This window comes from Sphingomonas baiyangensis (genome assembly GCF_005144715.1).
In the GTDB taxonomy this organism is placed as follows: Bacteria; Pseudomonadota; Alphaproteobacteria; order Sphingomonadales; family Sphingomonadaceae; genus Sphingomonas; species Sphingomonas baiyangensis.
In genome coordinates this window covers 94,184-114,667 of record NZ_SWKR01000002.1, presented here as the reverse complement: position 1 = coordinate 114,667, position 20,484 = coordinate 94,184, and the positions used below count along the sequence as shown (strand labels likewise).

Genomic DNA, 20,484 nt, shown 5'->3' with positions numbered 1-20,484 from the left:
CCGTATCGCGGTTAACGCGATCGTAATCAAGCGAAGTTGCGAAAGGCGTCGCGCCCGGCATAGACGCCGGCGTCGCCCAGCTCCTCCTCGATGCGCAGCAGCTGGTTGTACTTGGCCAGCCGGTCCGATCGCGCGAGGCTGCCCGTCTTGATCTGCCCGCAATTGGTGGCGACCGCGAGATCGGCGATCGTCGCATCCTCGGTCTCGCCCGAGCGGTGCGACATGACGGCGGTGTAGCGCGAGCGGTGCGCGAGATTCACGGCTGCCAGCGTCTCGGTCAGCGTGCCGATCTGGTTGACCTTCACCAGCAGCGAATTGGCAAGGCCGCGGCCGATGCCGTCGGCCAGCCGCTCGGGATTGGTGACGAAAAGGTCGTCGCCGACGAGCTGCACCTTGGCGCCGAGCTTGTCGGTCAGTGCCTTCCAGCCCTCGAAATCATCCTCGCCCATGCCGTCCTCGATCGAGAGGATGGGATAGCGGCCCGCCAGATCGGCAAGGTAATCGGCCATCTCGTGCGGGCTGAGCGTGCGCCCCTCGCCTTCGAGACGATAGGCGCCGTCCCTGAAGAACTCGGTCGCCGCGCAGTCGAGCGCGAGCATCACGTCCTCACCCGGCCGGTAACCCGCCTTCTCGATCGCCGCCATGATGAAGTCGAGCGCATCGGGCGCGCTCGCCAGATTGGGCGCGAAGCCGCCCTCGTCGCCTACCGCGGTCGAAAGCCCCTTGTCGGCCAGTGCCTTCTTGAGCGTATGGAAGATCTCGGCGCCGCAGCGCACCGCCTCGCCGAAGCTGTCGGCGCCCACGGGCATCACCATGAATTCCTGGAAGTCGATGGGGTTGTCGGCATGCGCGCCGCCATTGACGATGTTCATCATCGGCACCGGCAGCACCTGCGCGCCCACCCCGCCGACATAGCGATAGAGCGGCAGCCCGCGCGCATCGGCAGCGGCCTTCGCCACCGCAAGGCTCACGCCGAGAATGGCGTTGGCGCCCAGCCGGCTCTTGTTCGGCGTGCCGTCGAGTTCGATCATCGCCATGTCGACATCGGCCTGATCCTCGGCGTCATAGCCCAGGATCGCCTCGGCGATCTCGGCATTCACCGCATCGACGGCCTGCTGCACCCCCTTGCCCATCCAGCGCTCGCCATCGCCGTCGCGCTTCTCGACCGCTTCGTGCGCACCGGTCGACGCGCCCGAGGGCACCGCCGCGCGCCCGAAGCTGCCGTCGTCGAGCAGCACGTCGACCTCGACGGTCGGATTGCCGCGGCTGTCGAGGATCTGGCGCGCATGGAGGTCGATGATTGCGGTCACGTAACGGTCTCCCTAGATTGTCGCGATGGCCGATGCCCCGGCGTCGCGCGCGCTCTATCGCTTCCGCCCCCGGCGGGCAATTGTACGCGCCGATGGAACCCCGCGCACCGGCTTCGGTTTGTTGATCGGATTACGGAGGGTTTTCAGCATGACCGATCAGAAAAGCGCCGTTGGCGATGTGAGTTTCGAACCTGCCGCGCCGCTCGAGGCGAATGCGGGCGACGTGACGTTCGATCCTGCGGGCGGCGGTAGCGACGGCGCTGGCAGCGCGTCCACGAGCACGCGCACCGCCAAGGAGACGATCAAGGAGGAGGCTGGCAAGCTCGGCAGCCAGGCCGCCGATCGGGCTCGCTCGCTCGCGGGCGACGGCAAGGCGAAGGCATCGGGCGCGCTCGGCGAATTCTCGAAGATGATGGAAGACGCCGCCGGCACCGTCGACGAGAAGCTGGGCGAGCAGTACGGGCAATATGCCCGCTCGGCCGCGCAGTCGATCGGCGGCTTCGCGCAGACGCTCGACCAGAAGGACATCGACGAGCTGCTCGATGATGTGCGCGGCTTCGTGCGCAACAGCCCGGCGATCGCGATCGGCACCGCCGCCGCGCTCGGCTTCATGCTTGCGCGCGTCGTCAAGGCGGGCGTCGATGGTGACACCACGCGTGACGGGACGCCGCGCGCCTGATGACCGTATCAGGGGGCATCGACACCGAAGAACCCGGCGTCGCCGCGCTGCTTGGCCGCACCGTCGAGGACGGCAAGCGGTGGGCGCGCGCCGAGATCGGCTTCTACAAGGCACTGGCAAGCGATCGCGCGGGCGATGCCGGTATCGGCATCGGCCTTGCGATCGGCGCGATGGTGCTCGCGCAGGCGGCGCTGATCGCGCTGCTCGTCGGGCTGGTACTGGCACTGACGCCGGCGATCGGTGCTGGCTGGGCGACGTTGCTCGTCGTCGGCGTGACGCTTGCGCTGGTCGCCGTGCTTGCGCTGATGGCGCGCGGACGACTTCGCCGCGTGCTGCGCCCCGCGTCGGGCGGCATGGCGTGAGCGCGAGGCTCGAAGCCGCGCGGCTCGAGGCGGTGTCGGCGCGTGCGGCGCTGCTCGCCGATGTGGCGGCAGTGAAGCAGCGATTGGCGCCCGCACGCATCATGGGGGACGCCGTCGACACCGTACGTCTGCGGGGTGCTGCGATCGCTGCCGACGCGACCGACGCGGTACGCGCACGTCCCGCCGTGGCGGGCGGCGCGCTCTCGCTCGCGCTGTTGATGCTGCTCCGGCGACCGATCGCGCGCTGGCGCCGTCGGCGTCGCGACGTGCAGTCCGAGGCGCTGCCCGCCGATGTCGCTCCCTTCGATGCAACGCCTGCGGCCCCCGCGAGTTTGCATCACGACCTTCCCGATACCGACGGGGCATATCGCCCGATGGAGAAGACAGCATGACCGCGCAGACGAACACCACCGCCGCAAACGAGACCCTGATCGATCGCACCAAGGCGAGCGTCAGCCACGCCGCCGAAGCAACGCGTGACAGCGCGAACCACGCTTATGAAGCGACGCGCGATACCGCGCGCGACGCGGCGCGCAAGACCGCCGACGGCATCGAGCACAATCCCCTGTCGGCGCTGGTTGGTGGCCTTGCCGTCGGCGTCGCGATCGGTGCGCTGCTGCCCAAGACGCAGGCCGAAGCGAAGCATCTCGGCCCGGTCGGCCGCCGGATCACCGAGGGTGCGGCTGCCGCAGCACGCGCGGCGCGCGAACAGGGCCGGCAGGAGATCGAGGCGCTGATCCCCGACAAGGGCGCCGCGAAGGACCGGGTGAGCTCACTCGTCGGCGCAGTCGCACAGGCTGCGCGCGATGGCGCGAAGGACGGCGCAAAAACCGCCTGACCGCAGGCCACGCCATCGAGGGTTGAGGATTTCGCTCCGTGCGCTATGCGGCGGGGCGACCTCCCCTTGATGGAATGATGTGACGATGAGCAAGCTGCACCTCGTCTTCGGCGGCCGCGTGAGCGACCCGATGACGCTCGATTTCCGCGATCTCTCCACCATCGACGTCGTCGGTATCTATGCCGATTACGCCAGCGCCGAAAAGGCATGGCGCGCCGCCGCGCAGCGCACCGTCGACGACGCCGAGATGAAGTATGTGGTGGTGCATCTGCACCGCCTGCTCGAGCCCGATCCCGCGCTCAACGCGGGCGACTGATCGCGGCGCGGCTTGCCCCGCGCGCGCGCGTTCCCTACCTGTTCGGGCATGTCGCTTCCCCAGCCCGCAGACGCTCAGGCCGTTGCCGCCGATCCGCCCTATCTGCGCGACCTGAACCCTGCGCAGCGCGAGGCGGTGCTGACCACCGACGGGCCGGTGCTGGTGCTCGCGGGCGCCGGCACCGGCAAGACCGCGGCGCTCACCGCGCGCCTCGCGCACCTGCTCTACACGCGCAAGGCGTGGCCGTCGGAGATCCTGGCGGTCACCTTCACCAACAAGGCTGCGCGCGAAATGCGCGAGCGCGTGCGCGCACATGTGGGCGATGCGGTGGAGGGGATGCCGTGGCTAGGCACCTTCCACGCAATCGGCGCCAAGATGCTGCGCCGCCATGCCGAGCGCGTGGGCCTGCAATCGAACTTCACCATCCTCGATACCGACGATCAGCTGCGGCTGATGAAGCAGCTCATCGTCGCCGCCGATCTCGACGAGAAGCGCTGGCCTGCGCGCCAATTGGGCGGGCTGATCGACGGCTGGAAGAACAAGGGCCTCACCCCCGCCGATCTCGACGCCGGTGAGGCCGAGCGCTTCGCCAACGGCCGCGGGCAGGAGATGTATGCCGCCTATCAGGCACGGCTGCTGGCGCTCAACGCCTGCGATTTCGGCGACCTGCTGCTGCACGTTCTCACGCTTTTGCGCACCGACCGCGACGTGCTTGAGAGCTATCAGCAGCGCTTCCGCTACATCATGGTCGACGAGTATCAGGATACCAACAGCGTCCAGTATCTCTGGCTGCGGCTGCTCGCGCAGGAGCGCAAGAATCTGTGCTGCGTCGGCGACGACGACCAGTCGATCTATTCGTGGCGCGGCGCGCAGGTCGAGAACATCCTGCGTTTCGAGCGCGACTTTCCCGGCGCCGCGGTTATCAAGCTCGAACAGAATTACCGCTCGACGCCGCATATCCTCGGCGCCGCATCGGGCGTCATCGCCAACAATGGCGGCCGGCTGGGCAAGACGCTCTGGACCGAGCTCGACGCCGGCGAGAAGCTGCGCGTCATCGGCATCTGGGACGGGCCCGAGGAAGCGCGCCGCGTCGGCGAGGAGATCGAGGCCGCGCAGCGCCGCGATGGCCTTAGCCTCGACCGCATCGCCATCCTCGTGCGCGCGCAGCACCAGACGCGCGAGTTCGAGGACCGCTTCATCGCCATCGGTATGCCCTATCGCATCGTCGGCGGTTTCCGCTTCTACGAGCGCGCCGAAATCCGCGATGCGCTCGCCTATCTGCGCGTGGTGGCGCAACCGGCCGACGACCTCGCGTTCGAGCGGATCGTCAACACGCCCAAGCGCGGGCTGGGCGACAAGGCGGTGCAGAAGGTGCATCAGCTCGCCCGCGCCGAGGGCATTCCGCTGATGCTCGCCGCCGCGCGCATTCTCGACAGCGACGAGCTGACGCCGCAGGCCCGCCGTTCGCTCGGTAATCTGGTCGGCGATTTCGCGCGCTGGCGCGACATGGCGAGTGCGCTGCCGCATCCCGAGCTGGCGCGGCAGTTGCTCGACGAGAGCGGCTACACCGCGATGCTCCAGGCGGACAAAACCGCCGAGGCCGCCGGCCGGCTCGAGAACCTGTCCGAGCTGGTGCGCGCGATGGAGGAATATGAGACGCTCGGCGCGTTCCTCGAGCATGTCAGCCTCGTCATGGACAATGAAGGCGCCGCCGCCGGCCCTCAGGTGACGATCATGACGATCCACGCCGCCAAGGGCCTTGAATACGACACGGTGTTCCTGCCCGGCTGGGAGGAAGGCCTGTTCCCGTCGCAGCGCGCGCTCGACGAAGGTGGCCAGGCGAGCCTCGAAGAGGAGCGCCGCCTCGCCTATGTCGCGATCACGCGCGCGCGGCGCCGCGCGACGATCCTCCACGCCGCCAATCGCCGCATCTACGGGCAATGGACCTCGAGCCTGCCGAGCCGCTTCGTCGCCGAGCTGCCGCCCGAACATATCGAGAGCGAGACAACGATGTCGGGCGGCGAGAGCCTGTGGCGCGCCAACTGGTCCGAACGCGCCGATCCGTTCGGCGATGTCGCGCGGGGCACCGGCCGCGGTCCCGGCTGGCAGCGTGCCGCCTCGACCGGCACCTTCACGCCCGAACCCGCGCGCGTGGTCGAGGCACGCGCCTCGGCGATCAGTCTCGGCAACAAGGGCCGCGACGACGTGTCGCTCGGCCTGCGCGTATTCCACCAGAAGTTCGGCTACGGCACCATCGCCGAGATCGAGGGCAACAAGCTCGAGATCGATTTCGAATCGGCCGGTCGCAAGCGCGTGATGGACAGCTTCGTCACGGTGGCGTGAGCGGCTGATCGACGGACCGCCGCGCCCCACTACCCCGTCAACCCCAGCGAAAGCTGGGGTCTCCAGCAACAAGCACTCCCATAACCCCGAGGCCCCAGCCTTCGCCGAGGCGAGACCGGGCATCCGCTGCACGACGACAGCAGCAGATAGCAAAACTATCGCCCCTCTATATTGCCTATCAAATCGATAGGAATAAAATGGCAGGACCGTTTCAGGGACTCGATCACATGGCCACCCGTCCGCTGTCCCCCGCCCCCCATGCCGCCACGCTGGCGCAGGTTGCCGCCGCGCTCGATCGCGTGCGCTTCGGCGCCATCCAGCTAACGCTGCACGAAGGCCGCGTCGTCCAGATCGACGTTACCGAGCGCCAGCGCCTGCCCTGACCCTGCCTTCCGGCATCGGCAATCGCGCTACCGGACCACCGGAGCGTGCCGATCGCGTCCCCGCCCCCCCCTTCCCTGGCCCACCGGACTGCCGGCGGAAAGGGACCGGAGCCGCACATGCCGAACCGCCTGCCTGCCGCCATATTCGCCACCACCGCGATCGCCGCGCTCGCCTTTCCTCTTGCCGCCGCCGCGCAGGAGCAGACGCCGCGGCCCGAAGCGCCGCCCCCCGCAGCCACCGCCGCCACCGATCAGCCTGGCGGCAGTGCGGATGCCCAGCCGCAATCGGGTGAGATCCTCGTCACTGCGCGCCGTCGTGCCGAGAACGTGCAGGACGTGCCGATCGCCATCTCGGTGCTCGGCGGCGAAGCGCTCGACGATACCGGCGCGTACAATGTCCAGCGGCTGACGCAGCTTCAGCCGACGCTGCAATTCTATTCGCAGAACCCGCGCAACACCTCGATCAACATCCGCGGCATCGGCGCGCCCCTGGGCCTCACCAATGACGGGATCGAGCAGGGCGTGGGCATCTATATCGATCAGGTCTATTACAACCGCGTCGCCGCCTCGACGCTCGATTTCGTCGATATCGAGCAGATCGAGGTGCTGCGCGGTCCGCAGGGCACGCTGTACGGCAAGAACACCACCGCCGGCGCCATCGCCATCACCACGCGCGCACCGAGCTTCACCTTCGAAGGGCGCGCCGAGGTCTCGCTCGGGAACTACGAGTTCAAGCAAGCCAAGGCTTCGGTGTCTGGCCCGTTGGCCGATGACGTGGCGGTGCGGCTCAGCACTACCACTACCGATCGGCGCGGCACCATCTTCAACGTGGCCACCAACCAGTGGATTCAGGAACAGGACAGCCTGGGCGTTCGCGGCACAGTGTTGTGGCGCGCCACCGACAGCCTCGACCTGACCTTCTCGGGCGACTTCAACCTTCAGAACCCGATCTGCTGCGCGCAGATCTATGCGCGCGTCCACCCCACCCAGCGTCCGCTCAACCGGCAATACGCCGCGCTTGCCGCCGCGTTCGGCTACGCACCACCCAGCACCGATCCGTTCGATCGCCTCACCGACGTCGATGCGCCGCTGGCCGCGCGCAACGAGCATGGCGGCCTGTCGCTGCCCGCCGAATGGGATCTGGGGGCCGGCACGCTCACCTCGGTCACGGCGTGGCGCTACTGGGATTGGGGACCGGCGAACGATCGCGACTTTACCGGCCTGCCGATCACCACGCGCTCGCAGAACCCCTCGCACCAGGATCAATATACGCAGGAATTCCGCTACGCCTATGCAGGCACCGGCTTCGATTTCGTCGTCGGCGCCTTCGGCTTCTACCAGAAGCTTCGTACCACCGGCCTCGAACAGCAGGGACCGGCCGCCAGCCGCTGGACGCTCAATCCCGGCAACGTGCCGGCGGGCTCCTCGGGCTGCGCCACGCCCGCGACGCTGGCGTGCAACCCCGCAGTGCTCGACGGGCTCACCGCCAACAACGACATCCTGCTCGAGAACACCAGCCTTGCCGCCTTCGGCAAGCTCAACTGGCAAATCACCGATGCGCTGACGATCTCGCCCGGCATCCGTCTAAACTATGATCGTAAGACGGGCTTCTACAGCTCGGTGGTGACGGGCACAGCGTCGGACGGCACGCGCCAGCTCGTGCTGTTCAGCGGCCCCTATGCGAACGATCCGTGGATCGTCGCACAGCGCGGCGTGCGCGCGCCGCAATTCTACGAGCCCGTGTTCGACGCGGTGAACCTGTCCTACGATCTCAACCTGTCATACCGCGTCACGCCCGATGTGCTGGCCTACGCCACCTATGCCAGGGCGTTCAAATCGGGCGGCATCAACCTGAACGGCGTGCCGACCGACGCGGCGGGCGTGCCGATCCTCTCGGCGGGGTCGATCCGGCCCGAAAAGGTCGATCATTTCGAGCTCGGCGCCAAGTCGCAATTCTGGGACCGCCGCGTTACCTTAAACGTCACGGGCTTCTGGACCGAGATCCGCGACTATCAGGCCAACGTCAACAACAGCCAGCTCGGGCTGCTGCGCGGCTATCTCGCCAATGCCGATAAGGTGCGCGTCCGCGGCGTCGAGGCCGATTTCGTCATCCGCGCGTCGGACCGGTTCAACGCCTATGCAAGCGGCGCCTATACCGATCACGAATATGTCCGCTTCGTCGACGCGCCCTGCCCACCCGAACTCTCGGGCGGCACCAGCAGCCCGCCCAATTGCGACATTTCCGGCCAGTGGTTGCCCGGCATCTCGAACTGGGCGGCATCGTGGGGGGCGGAGGCGAATCTCCCCGCGCGCCTGCTCGGCGGCGAGGGTGAGGTGTATCTGGGCTATGATGCCAGCTACCGCTCACGCTTCTCGTCGAACGCCTCGCGCTCGGCGTTCCTCGATGTCGAGGGCTATTCGCTGCACAATTTCCGCGCGGGGTATCGTACCGACCAGGGGTTCAACATCTTCGCCTGGGTACGCAACGCCTTCGACCAGAAATATTTCGAGCAGCTCGCGACCACCCCCGGCAGCACCGGCCTGGTCGCCGGCCAGCCCGGCGACCCACGCACCTGGGGCGGCACGATCCGCTTTGATTTCTAGCGTCTCAGGAAACCACGAAGCACGCCTCGCCCGCCACCTTCAGCCGCTGGCAGATGTCGCGCGCCTGCGCCGCGCTGCCGGCATTGACGCGCAGGCGATGGACGGTGCGGCCATTCACCTCGGCGGCTTCCACCGTCTGGCCCAGGTTGGCGAGATAGCCGAAGCGCCCCGAAAGCTGCTTCCATGCGCCATTGGCCGATGCCGGCGACGGGAACGAGCCGAGCTGCACGATCGCGGTGCCCGCACTGCCCGTCTGCCCCGCATTGGCGGCCGTGATGCGTGCCGGTGCGCCCTTGCGCGCGGGCGGCGGGATAACCTCGCTCACGCGCGCCGCGGCCGATTGCGTCGGCGCGGCCTTGGGGCTTGCCTTCACCTGAGGGGCCACCGGCGTCTCGGGCACCGCCGACAGATCAACGCGCGCATCGGCGGCCGTGCTGCCGTCGCTCGTCTTGAACACGCTGTCGCCCTCGCCCGCGACTTCCATGCCGCCGGGCTGGTCAGGCTTGACCTTGTAGTCGCCTTCCTGCGCTTCGATCAGCTCGCCGCTGCCGCCACCGCCCGCGGGCCGGTCCTGATACCAGTAGATGCCGAGGATCGCCGCGGCGATCACCGCTAGGCCGATCAGCACCAGCAGCACCACGCGCGCGGGGGACGGCCGGTCATCATAGCTGTCGTCGACCGTTTCCAGCCAGGGCAGCCGGTCCTCGTCGCGCAATCCGCTGTCGGCGGCGCTGGTCATCAGTGCATCTCCTCGACCGCCTCGACACCCATGATGCCAAGGCCCGATCGGATGATCTGCCCGATCGCGGCGGCAAGATAAAGCCGCGCCTGCGTGAGCGCCGGATCGTCTGGAATGAGGAAGCGGCGGCCCGGATCGTCGTTGCCGACATTCCACGCTGCGTGAAACTCGGCAGCCAAGTCGTAGAGATAGAAGGCTATCCGGTGCGGTTCGCGCGCCTGTGCAGCTGCCTCCACGACGCGCGGGAACTGCGCCGCACGCTGCACCAGCGCCAGCTCGGCCGTTTCAAGCCGGGACAGGTCGGGCGCATCGACCGGCACGATTCCCGCCTCGGCGGCGCGCCGATGCAGCGATGCGATGCGCGCATGGGCATATTGGACGTAGAAAACGGGGTTGTCCTTCGATGCCTCGACCACCTTGGCAAAGTCGAAATCCATCTGCGCATCGGCCTTGCGCGTCAGCATCGTGAAGCGCACCACGTCCTTGCCGACTTCGCGCACGACATCGGCAAGCGTCACGAAGTTACCCGAGCGCTTTGACATTTTCACCGGCTCGCCGCCGCGCAACAGGCGCACCATCTGCACCAGCTTGACGTCGAAGCGCGTGCGCCCCTCGGTCAGCGCCTGCACCGCCGCGACGATGCGCTTGACGGTGCCGGCATGGTCGGCGCCCCAGATGTCGATGAGCTGGTCGGCATCCTCGGCCTTCTGGAAATGATAGGCGAGATCGGCGCCGAAATAGGTCCACTGCCCGTTCGACTTGCGGATCGGCCGGTCCTGATCATCGCCGAAGCGGCTCGATCGGAACAGCGGCAGCGTCACCGGCTCCCAGTCTTCGGGCGTCTCGCCCTTCGGCGCCTCGAGCACGCCGTCATACACCAGATCGCGCGCGCGCAGCCATGCCTCGGCCGCCTCGGGCTTGCCGGCGGCCTGCAACTCGGCCTCGGACGCGAAGCGATCGTGATGGATGCCCAGCAGCGCCAGATCGTCGCGGATCATCACCAGCATCGCCGCCACCGCCGCGCGGCGGAACGTAACCAGCCATTCGCTCTCGGGCGCCGCGACCAACTTGTCGCCATGCTCGTCGGCGAGCGCCTGCCCCACGGGCACCAGATAGTCGCCCGGATACAGCCCCTCGGGGATCGCGCCGATATCCTCGCCCAGCGCCTCGCGGTAGCGCAGATGCACTGAGCGTGCGAGCGTATCGACCTGTCCGCCAGCGTCGTTGACATAATATTCGCGGATCACGCGGTGGCCGACATGCTCGAGCAGGCTGGCGAGCGCATCGCCCACCACGGCGCCGCGGCAATGGCCCATATGCATCGGCCCCGTCGGGTTTGCCGATACATATTCGATGTTTACGGTGACACCCTCACCCACGTTCGAGCGACCATAGTCGCCGGCTGCCGCATGGATCGCGGCAAGCTCGTCGGTCCAGGCGTCGCGCGCCAGCGAAAGGTTGATGAAGCCCGGCCCGGCGACCGACACCGCCTCGACCTGCGGCACGCCGCGCAACCGCTCCGCCAGCTTCTCGGCCAAGGCGCGCGGATTGGTGCCCGCGGGCTTGGCGAGCACCATTGCAGCGTTGGTAGCGAGATCGCCATGGCTGGCGTCGCGCGGCGGCTCGACCGTCACCGCGCGGCGCTCAAGCCCGGCGGGCAGATCGCCGGCGGCGACCAGGGCATCGAGGGCGGCGTCGAGATGCGCGGCGAAGCGGGGATAAAGCGTCATGGCGCGCGGCTCTAGCCGATCGCGTGCGTGCGCAAAAGCCTCAGGCGGGGCGCGGCCGGCGCAGCTCGCCCAGATTGCCCGCGACGTACAGCAGCAGGCCCGACCAGATGCAGGCGAAGCACACGATATGCGCCGTCGTCATCGTCTCACCTAGCACCAGTACCGCCAGCAGGAACTGGAGCGTCGGTGCCAGATATTGCAGCAGCCCCAGCATCGAATAGGGCAGCCGGCGCGCAGCCGCCGCGAACAGCAAGAGCGGCACCGCCGTCACCACGCCCGACAGGATCAGGAACAGCGTCACGATGTCGGTTGTGCCGAACGCGAGCGCGCCGCCGGCGCCCAGCCAGGCCAGCCACGCGATCGACGGCGGGGTGAGCAGGATCGTCTCGACCGTCAGCCCCTCGAGCGATTCGACCGCCACGAGCTTGCGGATGAGGCCGTAGAAAGCGAAGCTGAACGCCAGCCCCAGGCTGATCCACAGCGCGCCCGCCGCCTGCACCGCGAGCACCAGCACGCCGATCGCCGCGAGCCCGACCGCCGCTGCCTGCACGCGGCTCAGCCGTTCCTTGAGCACGATCATGCCGAGCGCCACATTGACCAGCGGATTGAGGAAATAGCCCAGACTCGCCGCCAGCACCTGCCCGTGCTGCACCGCCCAGATGTAGATCAGCCAGTTGATTGCGATACATGTGGCGCTCGCCGCCAGCATCACCAACGCGCGCCGGTCGGCGAAGGCCGCGCGCAGCCGTCCGAAGCGCGCGCGCAGCCCTAGGATTGCGAGCAGCAGTGCCAGCGACCAGAGGATGCGGCTCGCCACCACCTCGCCCGCGCTGGCGGCGGCAAGCGGCAGGAAGAACAGCGGCAGCATCCCCCAGATGCCATAGGCGGCTATCGCCTGCGCCAGACCGGTGCGATCGATCGCGGCGGGAGCGGCAGGCGCGCGCATCGCGCTCCGCTACGCCCGCACGATGCCGCCGCCAAGCCGGCAGCAGCAAAGATTTCCTATCGCGGCGCGATGCCGGTCAGAACCCCTCGGGCAGGTCGATCGGCCCCAACAGCTCACGATAGCGCGATACCGCGTAGCGATCGGTCATGCCGGCGATGAAATCGGCGATGTGGCGCGCGCGGCCCGTCGCGTCAGCGGGCAGCGCCTCGCGCCAGCCGTTGGGCAGCCGACGCGGATCGTCGGCATAGGCAGCGAACAACCCGGCAACGATCTCGCCCGCGCGTTCGGCGGCGGCAAGCTGGCTGGGGTGATGGTAGAGCTCGGCATACATGAAGCGCTTGAGCAGCCGCTCGTCCTCGCGCATCGCCGCCGAGAAGCCCGCCAACGCGCGCCCCGCGGCGCGCACGTCGTCGGCGGTTTCGATGCCCGCCTCGCCGATCGCGGCCCGCGTCGTCTCGATCACGTCGTTCACCATCGCGCCGATCTGCGATCGCACGAGCTCGCCCGTCAGCCGCGCGGGCGGCAGGTCGGGCAGCCGCGCGCGCACCGCATCCCACCCGCGCGCGACGAGCGGCACCGCGAGCAACTGATCGAGCGTCAGCAACCCCGCGCGCATCCCGTCGTCGATGTCGTGATTGTCATAGGCGATGTCGTCGGCGATTGCCGCCACCTGCGCCTCGAGCGAGCTGTGCTGCGCCAGATCGAGCGGAAACGCCGCATCGGCCTCGGCCAGCGACCAGCACGGATCGTGGATCGGGCCGTTGTGCTTGGCCAACCCCTCGAGCGTTTCCCAGCCAAGGTTCAGCCCCGGCCAGCGCGGATAGGGGCTTTCGAGCAACATCAGCGCGCGCAGCGTATGACCGTTATGGTCGAAGCCGCCATGCGCCGCGAGCGCGGCTTCGAGCGCGGTCTCGCCGGCATGGCCGAAGGGCGGGTGGCCGATATCGTGCGCGAGGCACAAGGCCTCGGTCAGGTCCTCGTTCAGCCCCAGCGCGCGCGCGATGACGCGGCCGATCTGCGCGACTTCGAGGCTGTGCGTCAGCCGCACGCGGAAATGATCGCCATCGGGTGCGAGGAACACCTGCGTCTTGTGGCGCAGCCGGCGGAAGCTGATCGAATGGACGATGCGGTCGCGGTCGCGCTGGAAGGCGTCGCGCGGGCCGCGCTCGATGCTCTTTTGTTCCTGGTGGAGCCTGCCTCTGCTCGCCGCCGGGTCGCTCGCCCAGGGCGCGGCCGGCCTCATCGCGACGGCAGCTTCTCGATCACCTGCCCCGCCTCGCTGGTGAAGGGAAAGGCGGAGATGCCGTCACCCGCCAGCGTGTTGACAAAGGCCTGCGCGGCTCGCGCGCTGTCGAACGGGCCGGTCAGCAGCCGGTTGGTGGCGCGCAGCGGCGTCGTGTAGGCCGCGCGGCCCTTGAGTTCGGGAGCCTTGGCGACAAGCGCGTTCCACGCCTTGGGCAGATCGCGCACATTGGCGCCGCCGGCCACCTGCACCCAGTGGCGCGAGGGGTTGGCGGGCTTGACCGCAGGCTTGGGGGCGGGTTTCGGCGCTGGCTTCTTCGCGGCGGGCTTCGGCGCGGCAGCCGGCGCCGGGGGTGTCTCGACCGCTGCCGGAGGCGGCGGAGGCGGGGGCGGGGGCGGAGGCGGTGGTGGCGGTGGCGCGACGCCGAGTTCGGAAGCAGGCACCGCAATCCGCGCGACGATCGCGGCAAGCACATCGTCCTCGCGGCTGATACGCGAGGCGGGAGCAGGCGCGCCCGCAGCAACGACGCGTGTCTCCGCCGCGGGCGGTGTGGCGGCGGGCGGCGGGGCAGCCGATACGGTTGACGCGGTTGCACCCGACAGGCCAGCCCCGGCATCGAAGCCGGGTCGCACGCTCGCCGGCGCGGGAGATGCAGATGGCGGCGCGGCAACCGCCGACGGCGCAGAGGATGGCGCGACGCTTGCGGCTGCAACCGCGCTCGAGGGCGGCGAGGCACTGCCCGTCGTCGCGCCCGAGGCGACCGGGGCACCCGTCGGCGCCACGGCGGCAACGACAGCGGCCGGAGATTGAGGCGGCGTATCGTTTACGGTGGACGGCACGGTCCCGGCCATCATCGACGGCGCTGCGGATGGCGCCACGTTGCCGCCGGTCGCAACCGGCGCTGCCGCGACCGTGTTCGCGCCCGTTGCCGCACCAGTACCGCGCGCCTCGGTGATCGCCCGACGCGAACCGGCGGCGAGCGCGGCTTCGCCAGTATTCGGCACCGATGCGCGGTTCACGCGCGTGCGCGCAGGCGCCGCAGCGGCGAGCGCGCTGCGCTCGGGCTCGCGACGCGTACGCCTGCCCGGCGAGAAGCGATCGGGATCGCGCTGCGCCACACGCTCGGATGCGCGTCGCGATTGCCGATCGGTCGTTCGCGTGCGCGTGGGCGCGACCTGTGCCGATCGCACCGGGGTCGACTGCGCGCGTGCCGGCGCCTGTGCCATGCGCACCGGCGCACGATCGCCCGCTGCCGGCAGCGCGGGCAGCGCCGGTGCCATTGACGCGTCGGCAAGATGCGCGGGCGTGCGCGTGAATTCGCCCAGATGCGCGGCATATGCGCGGTCGGCGGGGTCGCGGATCTGCGTCAGCCTGCGGAACAGCGGCGCATAGGCGGTGCCGAAGCCCGGCATCATGTCGGTCGCGACCTTTTCGGCCGCCGCGACGTCGCCCGCCAGCGCCAGCGCCAGCGCGCGCGTGCGCCATGCTGCGCGGTCGCGTTCGCGTAGCAGCGGATCGATCATCTTCTCCGAACCCGCCGCATCGCCCGAGATCGCCAGCGACAGGGCATAGCGGCGGCGCGCCTCGGCATCCTCGCCGGCGGCGAGCGCGCGCGCATATTCGGCCTGCGCGTGGCGCGGCTGGCCGATCAGGTCATAGGCGAGGCCGCGGTCGGCGGCATAGCCCGCCGGCGGCAGCCCCGCCGTCTCGGCGAGCGCGAACTGGCGCAGCGCCTCGCCCGGACGCGCGAGCTTGACCATCGCGATGCCGCGCGCGGCCGGAATGCGCGCATCGCGCGGTGCCACCTTCTCGGCACGCGCAAGCAGTTGCAGCGCGGCGGCGGGATCGTCGAGCCGCGCGCTAAGTTCGCCCGCCTCGATCAATGCGGCGGCGTTGTTGGGATCGGTGCCCAGCGTCCGCACGCGCTCGGCGAGGCGATCGGCAAGCGGCGTCGGCTGCGGCACGAAGCCCGTCTGCGCAAGCGCCGGGGGAGCGATGGCGAGTGGGGCTGCCAGCGCCAGCATGGCGGCACGCAACGACAAGGGCTTGAAAGCGATCATGAAGTCATGCGGCTATAGCGCATTTCACGCCATCCGCGACCATCCGACGAGAGAGCGACGACAAATCGCACCGCGCGTGCGACCAGTCGCAATGCGCGTGCCGTCGACCGGGGAGCGCCGCAGCACTCCCCGATCGGCACGCGTCACTGATTGTTCTGGCGATGCAGGAAGCGCGGAATGTCGAGCGGATCCTTGTCGCCATTGGTGCCGCGCGCCATGCCACGGCCCGCGCTCGACATGCGCTCGAACAGCGTGCCGCCCGCCTTGGGGGCAGGCTCGGCCTCGGCAGCGGATTCGGCCGCCGGCTCGGCTGCCGCATCGCCCGCCAGCCAGCGTCGGCGCGGTGCCTCGCCCTGCGCATCGGCGCGCGCATCGCCGCGGATCGGCGCCGGTGCGGGCTCGGCCTCGACCGTCGCCTCGTCGCCGAGCACCAGCTCGTCGTCATCGCTCGCGGTCTCGGCCTGCTGCGGCGCGCTATCTTCGCGCGCCGTCTCGGGCTCGGAGAAGCCCGGCGCGGGCTTGGGCTGCGCGTCGGCGGCCTTGCGCGGCGCGGTGAAGCTGAAGCTGCGCGTCGGCTCGGGCGCCGCGCTGGCGCTCGGCTGCGCGGTGGCGCCGGGTGCCTCAGCCTCGATCCCCGTCGCCACCACCGACACGCGGATGCGGCCTTCGAGCTCGGGGTTGAATGCCGAACCCCAGATGATGTTCGCATCGGGATCGACGAGCTCGCGGATATGGTTCGCCGCCTCGTCGACCTCGAGGAGACGCATGTCGTCGCCGCCGGTGATCGACACGATGACGCCCTTGGCGCCCTTCATGCTCACGCCGTCGAGCAGCGGGTTGGCGATCGCCTTCTGCGCCGCCTCGATCGCGCGGCTGTCGCCGTCGGCCTCGCCGGTGCCCATCATCGCCTTGCCCATTTCCTGCATCACGCTGCGGACGTCGGCGAAGTCGAGGTTGATGAGGCCGGGCATCACCATCAGGTCGGTAATGCCGCGCACGCCCTGCTGCAGCACCTCGTCGGCCATTTCGAAGGCCTGCTTGAAGGTGGTGTTGGCGTTGGCGATGAGGAACAGGTTCTGGTTGGGGATCACGATCAGCGTGTCGACGAACTTCTGAAGCTCCTCGATCCCCGCTTCGGCCGATGCCGCGCGGCGCTTGCCCTCGAAGGCGAAGGGCTTGGTGACGACACCCACCGTCAGGATGCCCATGTCGCGCGCCGCCTTGGCGATGACGGGAGCCGCACCCGTACCGGTGCCGCCGCCCATGCCGGCCGCCAGGAAGCACATGTGCGAGCCTTCGAGGCTCTTCTGTACCTGCTCGATCGTCTCCTCGGCCGCGGCACGGCCGATTTCGGGGCGGCTGCCCGCGCCCAGGCCCTGCGTGATCTTGGCGCCGAGCTGGATGCGCTGCTGCGCGGTCGACTGCTTGAGTGCCTGCGCGTCGGTGTTGGCCACCACGAACTCCACGCCCTGCACTTCGGCGCGGATCATGTTGGCGATGGCGTTGCCCCCTGCGCCGCCCACGCCGATCACCGTGATGCGCGGCGTCAGCTCGTCGACTTCGGGCGGCAGAAAATCGATACCCATTTGCGGTCTCCCCGGTGCCCCTCAAACACAGCCGGGACACATACTCGGTCCCGTTGTGCACGAACAATTAACCCGACTCTAGCGCCAAAAGCCGCGCCGTGTCGCATTTCTTCAATAATTCGAGCGGAACGCGGCCATCAGCCGCCGGAACATCGCGCCCGCATTGGGCTTGATGACCAGCTGGTGCGTGGTGTCGAGCGCGCGCAGATCGACCGGATCGGCCGCCGCGAAGCGCGCCAGCCCCGCCAGCGTCGCAAACGCCGGCCCCGAATGCGCCTCGGGCAGCGCCGTCAGTCCGCGCGGCCGGCCCAGCCGCACCGTGCGCCCCAATGCCTGCTGCGCATAGTCGGCAATGCCCTTCAGCTCGGCGCCGCCGCCCGTCAGCACGATCTGGCGACCCACCGGATCGGCGAAGTTGAGCTTGTTCAATTCGCGCTGCACTTCCTGCATCAGCCGGTCGAGCCGCAGGCGGATGGTGGCGATCAGCTGCGCCTTGGTGATGCGCGTGCCCTCGGCATCCTCATCGGTGGCGATGGGGGCCACGTCGATCATGTCGTGATTATCGCGCGGGCTCATGTTTGCCGATCCGTGGAAGCACTTCATCCGCTCGGCCTGGCCGCGGCTGGTGCCGAAGGCGCTGGCGATATCGTCGGTGATGTCGGCGGCCCCCATCGCGATCGAGGACAGGCCCTTGAGCACGCCGCCCTCGAACACCGACACGTTGGTGACGCCCGCACCCACCTCGACCAGCGCGACGCCGAGTTCGCGCTCCTCGTCGGTCAGCACTGCCAGCCCGGTGGCAACGGGCGCCGCGACGATCGACTTCACGTCGAGATGCGCCGAGCGCACCGTGAGGTCGAGGTTGCGCACCGGCGATCCTTCGGTGGCGACGACATGCACTTCCACGCCGAGCCGATCGGCATGCAGGCCCAGCGGCTGCTTGACGCCCGCCAGCCCGTCGAGCGTGTAGCGCGTGGGGTGCGCGTGCAGCACCATCCGTCCGCCGGGATCGAGCGCGCCGCGCGCGGCCTTGAGCAGCTCGTCGATATCGCCCTGCTCCACGCGGTGCCCGCCCAGATCGACCTCGAGGCGCACATTGTCCGACACGAGCCCCCCGGCCGAGAAGGCGACCCACACATCCTCGATGTTGAGCCCGGCGATCCGCTCGGCCTGCTCCACCGCCTCGCGCACCGCGGCCTCGGTCGCCGCCATGTCCGAGACATAGCCACGCTTGACGCCCTTCGATTCGCGCTGGCCGGTGCCGAGCACCACCAGCTCGCCGCCATCGCCCTTCTGCGCGATCAGCGCCGAGACCTTCGACGATCCGATGTCGAGTGCGGTAATCAGCCCCTCGGGCGCCTGCTTCGCCATGTCGCTACTCCCCTGCCCCTTGAACCTTATTGCGCCGCCACCGGCGCGACCGCGGCGCTGCGCTCGATCCCGCCGCGGCGCCGCAGCACCAGCCGGCTCGGGTCGCGCATGTCGAAGCGGACGTAGTCGCTGCCGAGCAGCCGGTCGCGCCCGTCCATCTCGGCGAACTTAACCAGCGCGCGCGCCGCCGCAGGCTCGCCCTCGGGGAGCATCAGCGTCTCGCCGCTCACGAATTGCAGGTTCCAGCGCCGGTCGCCGACCCATATTGCAGCGCGGATCATCGGACGCAGCGCAGGCGCGGCATCGATCAGCCGCTGATAGGCCGGCTCCTGCGCGTTGGCGCCCTCGCCCACCACCAGCGGCAGGTTGGGCATCGCATCGGCGCGCACCGGCTCGAGCAGCACGCCCGCCGCATCGATGAGCATCAGCTGGCCTTCATTCTGCCAGATCGCCGCGGGCGTGCGCTCGACCACGTCGATCATCAGCGTGTCGGGCAACCGGCGCGAGACACGCGCATCGGCGATCCAGCCGTGGCGCAGCAGCCGATCGCGCACTTCGGACAGATCGACCAGCGCCATCGCGCGCGATTCCTGCTCGAGCGCGACTTGGTGCACCGCCATCGGCTCCATGCGCCGCAGCCCCGTCACCTCGACCTGCTCGACGCGCAGCCCCGCGCGACCCATGCCTTCAGCCACTGCCGTGCCGATCATGCCCGGCACGCCCATCCATGCGAGCGCGCCGATCGCGGCGCCGCCGAACAGCGTGAACATGCCCCAGGTCGCCACGCGGCGCAGCGTCGTCTCGGACACCGGCACCATCGCGATCGCACGATCGAGCGTCGAGGCACGCCGCGTGCGCTTGAGCGGCGCACCGCGCCGCTTGGGCGCGACGTTGCGGCGCTGCGCCGATCGCCGCTGCTGCATCTGGCTCATGCTTGCGCCTCCCCATCATCGGCCATCGCCTCGTCGACGATCGCCTGCACCAGCTCGGCATAGGACATGCCGCGATGCCGTGCCTGTTCGGGCACTAGGCTCAAGGGCGTCATGCCGGGCTGCGTGTTGACTTCGAGCAGGAACAGTCCGTCGATGCCGCGCTCGTCGTCCCAGCGGAAATCGGAGCGCGAGGCGCCCCGGCAGCCGAGCAGCCGATGCGCCTCGACGGCGATCGCTTCGCACGCCTGTGCGATGTCGTCGGGGATGTCGGCGGGATAGACATGCTCGGTCAGGCCGTCGGTATATTTGGCCTCGTAATCGTAGAAGCCCGCCTTGGGCTTCAATTCGGTCACGCCGAGCGCGGTCTGGCCGAGCACTGCCGTCGTCAGCTCGCGTCCGCGAATGAACGGCTCGGCGAGCAGCTCGCCGAACTCGGACCACGGCCCCTTCGCGTCGGGGCCGATCGGGTTGCCATAATTGCTCGCGTCGGTGACGATCGCGACGCCGACCGACGAGCCTTCGTTGACGGGCTTGAGCACATAGGGGCGCGGCAGCGGATCGCGCGCGAACAGCTCCTCGCTGCGCACGATCCGCCCGCCGGGCATCGGCACGCCGTGCGGCACCAGCGCCTGCTTGGTGAGCTGCTTGTCGATCGCGATCACCGAGGTGGCGAGGCCGCTATGCGTATAGCGCAGCCCCATCACGTCGAGCATCCCCTGCACGCTGCCGTCCTCGCCCGGCGTGCCGTGCAGCGCGTTGAACACCAGATCGGGCTTCGCCTCGGCAAGCCTGAGCGCCACGTCGCGGCCCATGTCGATACGCGTCACCCGATGGCCAAGCGTCTCGAGCGCATCGGCAACGCCCGCGCCCGACAGCAGCGACACCGCACGCTCGGCCGACCAGCCGCCCATCAGCACGACGATGTGAAGGAAAGAGGTCATGCGATCCTCCCCGGTACGGGGAGGGGGACCGCGCGCGAAGCGCGTGGTGGAGGGGGCGCGCCACAGGCGGATCGCTCGCGGCGGCTCCCCTCCACCATGCT

General features: G+C 69.2%; 18 protein-coding genes. 8 read left to right on the top strand and 10 right to left on the bottom strand.

Annotation, left to right across the window (positions count from 1 at the left end; all coding sequences use genetic code 11):
• Positions 1-26: 26 nt before the first annotated feature.
• Positions 27-1,310, bottom strand: a complete 1,284-nt coding sequence (gene eno / locus FBR43_RS03605) for a phosphopyruvate hydratase (protein WP_136941893.1) — start codon at positions 1,308-1,310, stop codon at positions 27-29.
• A gap of 148 nt (positions 1,311-1,458) precedes the next feature.
• Between eno and FBR43_RS03600 the strand changes: the two genes are divergently transcribed.
• The 8 genes from FBR43_RS03600 (at position 1,459) to FBR43_RS03565 (ending at position 8,835) form a co-directional block, all read left to right on the top strand.
• Positions 1,459-1,989 carry a hypothetical protein gene (locus FBR43_RS03600; RefSeq protein WP_136941892.1) on the top strand — a complete coding sequence of 177 codons (531 nt, stop codon included), beginning with the start codon at positions 1,459-1,461 and terminating at the stop codon, positions 1,987-1,989.
• Entirely contained in the window at positions 1,989-2,351 is a 363-nt protein-coding gene (locus tag FBR43_RS03595; protein ID WP_136941891.1) for a phage holin family protein, read from the top strand. Before FBR43_RS03600 ends, FBR43_RS03595 begins: the two co-directional genes overlap by 1 nt.
• The gene (locus FBR43_RS03590; RefSeq protein ID WP_136941890.1) at positions 2,348-2,743 is read left to right on the top strand and encodes a hypothetical protein; all 396 of its coding nucleotides are present in this window, start codon (positions 2,348-2,350) and stop codon (positions 2,741-2,743) included. Before FBR43_RS03595 ends, FBR43_RS03590 begins: the two co-directional genes overlap by 4 nt.
• Positions 2,740-3,189 (top strand): hypothetical protein, encoded by a 450-nt coding sequence (locus FBR43_RS16400; RefSeq protein ID WP_249276443.1) that lies wholly within the window; start codon positions 2,740-2,742, stop codon positions 3,187-3,189. Before FBR43_RS03590 ends, FBR43_RS16400 begins: the two co-directional genes overlap by 4 nt.
• Positions 3,190-3,274: 85 nt before the next feature.
• Entirely contained in the window at positions 3,275-3,505 is a 231-nt protein-coding gene (locus tag FBR43_RS03580; RefSeq protein ID WP_136941889.1) for a DUF4170 domain-containing protein, read from the top strand.
• Positions 3,506-3,553: 48 nt separating this feature from the next.
• Positions 3,554-5,848, top strand: coding sequence for an ATP-dependent helicase (locus FBR43_RS03575; RefSeq protein ID WP_136941888.1), 2,295 nt, complete (start codon positions 3,554-3,556; stop codon positions 5,846-5,848).
• A 227-nt stretch (positions 5,849-6,075) separates the two neighbouring features.
• Positions 6,076-6,231 carry a YezD family protein gene (locus FBR43_RS03570; protein ID WP_136941887.1) on the top strand — a complete coding sequence of 52 codons (156 nt, stop codon included), beginning with the start codon at positions 6,076-6,078 and terminating at the stop codon, positions 6,229-6,231.
• A 117-nt stretch (positions 6,232-6,348) separates the two neighbouring features.
• Positions 6,349-8,835, top strand: a complete 2,487-nt coding sequence (locus FBR43_RS03565) for a TonB-dependent receptor (protein WP_136941886.1) — start codon at positions 6,349-6,351, stop codon at positions 8,833-8,835.
• 4 nt (positions 8,836-8,839) lie between these two features.
• Here FBR43_RS03565 and FBR43_RS03560 read toward each other — a convergent pair whose 3' ends face one another.
• The 9 genes from FBR43_RS03560 to FBR43_RS03520 form a co-directional block, all read right to left on the bottom strand.
• The gene (locus FBR43_RS03560; RefSeq protein ID WP_136941885.1) at positions 8,840-9,574 is read right to left on the bottom strand and encodes an SPOR domain-containing protein; all 735 of its coding nucleotides are present in this window, start codon (positions 9,572-9,574) and stop codon (positions 8,840-8,842) included.
• Complete coding sequence (gene argS, locus FBR43_RS03555) at positions 9,574-11,304, bottom strand: arginine--tRNA ligase (RefSeq protein ID WP_136941884.1); 1,731 nt, start codon at positions 11,302-11,304, stop codon at positions 9,574-9,576. The genes FBR43_RS03560 and argS overlap by 1 nt, the downstream gene beginning before the upstream one ends.
• 40 nt (positions 11,305-11,344) lie before the next feature.
• Positions 11,345-12,250 (bottom strand): EamA family transporter RarD, encoded by a 906-nt coding sequence (rarD, locus tag FBR43_RS03550; protein ID WP_169542472.1) that lies wholly within the window; start codon positions 12,248-12,250, stop codon positions 11,345-11,347.
• A gap of 76 nt (positions 12,251-12,326) precedes the next feature.
• The gene (locus FBR43_RS03545) at positions 12,327-13,493 is read right to left on the bottom strand and encodes a deoxyguanosinetriphosphate triphosphohydrolase (protein ID WP_136941883.1); all 1,167 of its coding nucleotides are present in this window, start codon (positions 13,491-13,493) and stop codon (positions 12,327-12,329) included.
• Complete coding sequence (locus FBR43_RS03540) at positions 13,490-15,553, bottom strand: SPOR domain-containing protein (protein WP_136941882.1); 2,064 nt, start codon at positions 15,551-15,553, stop codon at positions 13,490-13,492. Before FBR43_RS03540 ends, FBR43_RS03545 begins: the two co-directional genes overlap by 4 nt.
• 143 nt (positions 15,554-15,696) lie before the next feature.
• Positions 15,697-17,139, bottom strand: a complete 1,443-nt coding sequence (gene ftsZ, locus FBR43_RS03535) for a cell division protein FtsZ (protein WP_136941881.1) — start codon at positions 17,137-17,139, stop codon at positions 15,697-15,699.
• Between the two features lie 111 nt (positions 17,140-17,250).
• Positions 17,251-18,510 (bottom strand): cell division protein FtsA, encoded by a 1,260-nt coding sequence (gene ftsA / locus FBR43_RS03530; RefSeq protein ID WP_136941880.1) that lies wholly within the window; start codon positions 18,508-18,510, stop codon positions 17,251-17,253.
• A gap of 26 nt (positions 18,511-18,536) precedes the next feature.
• Positions 18,537-19,442, bottom strand: coding sequence for a cell division protein FtsQ/DivIB (locus tag FBR43_RS03525; RefSeq protein ID WP_249276442.1), 906 nt, complete (start codon positions 19,440-19,442; stop codon positions 18,537-18,539).
• Positions 19,439-20,383: a D-alanine--D-alanine ligase gene (locus tag FBR43_RS03520; protein WP_136941879.1), complete on the bottom strand. Its 945-nt coding sequence runs from the start codon at positions 20,381-20,383 to the stop codon at positions 19,439-19,441. The genes FBR43_RS03525 and FBR43_RS03520 overlap by 4 nt, the downstream gene beginning before the upstream one ends.
• Between the last annotated feature and the right edge of the window lie 101 nt (positions 20,384-20,484).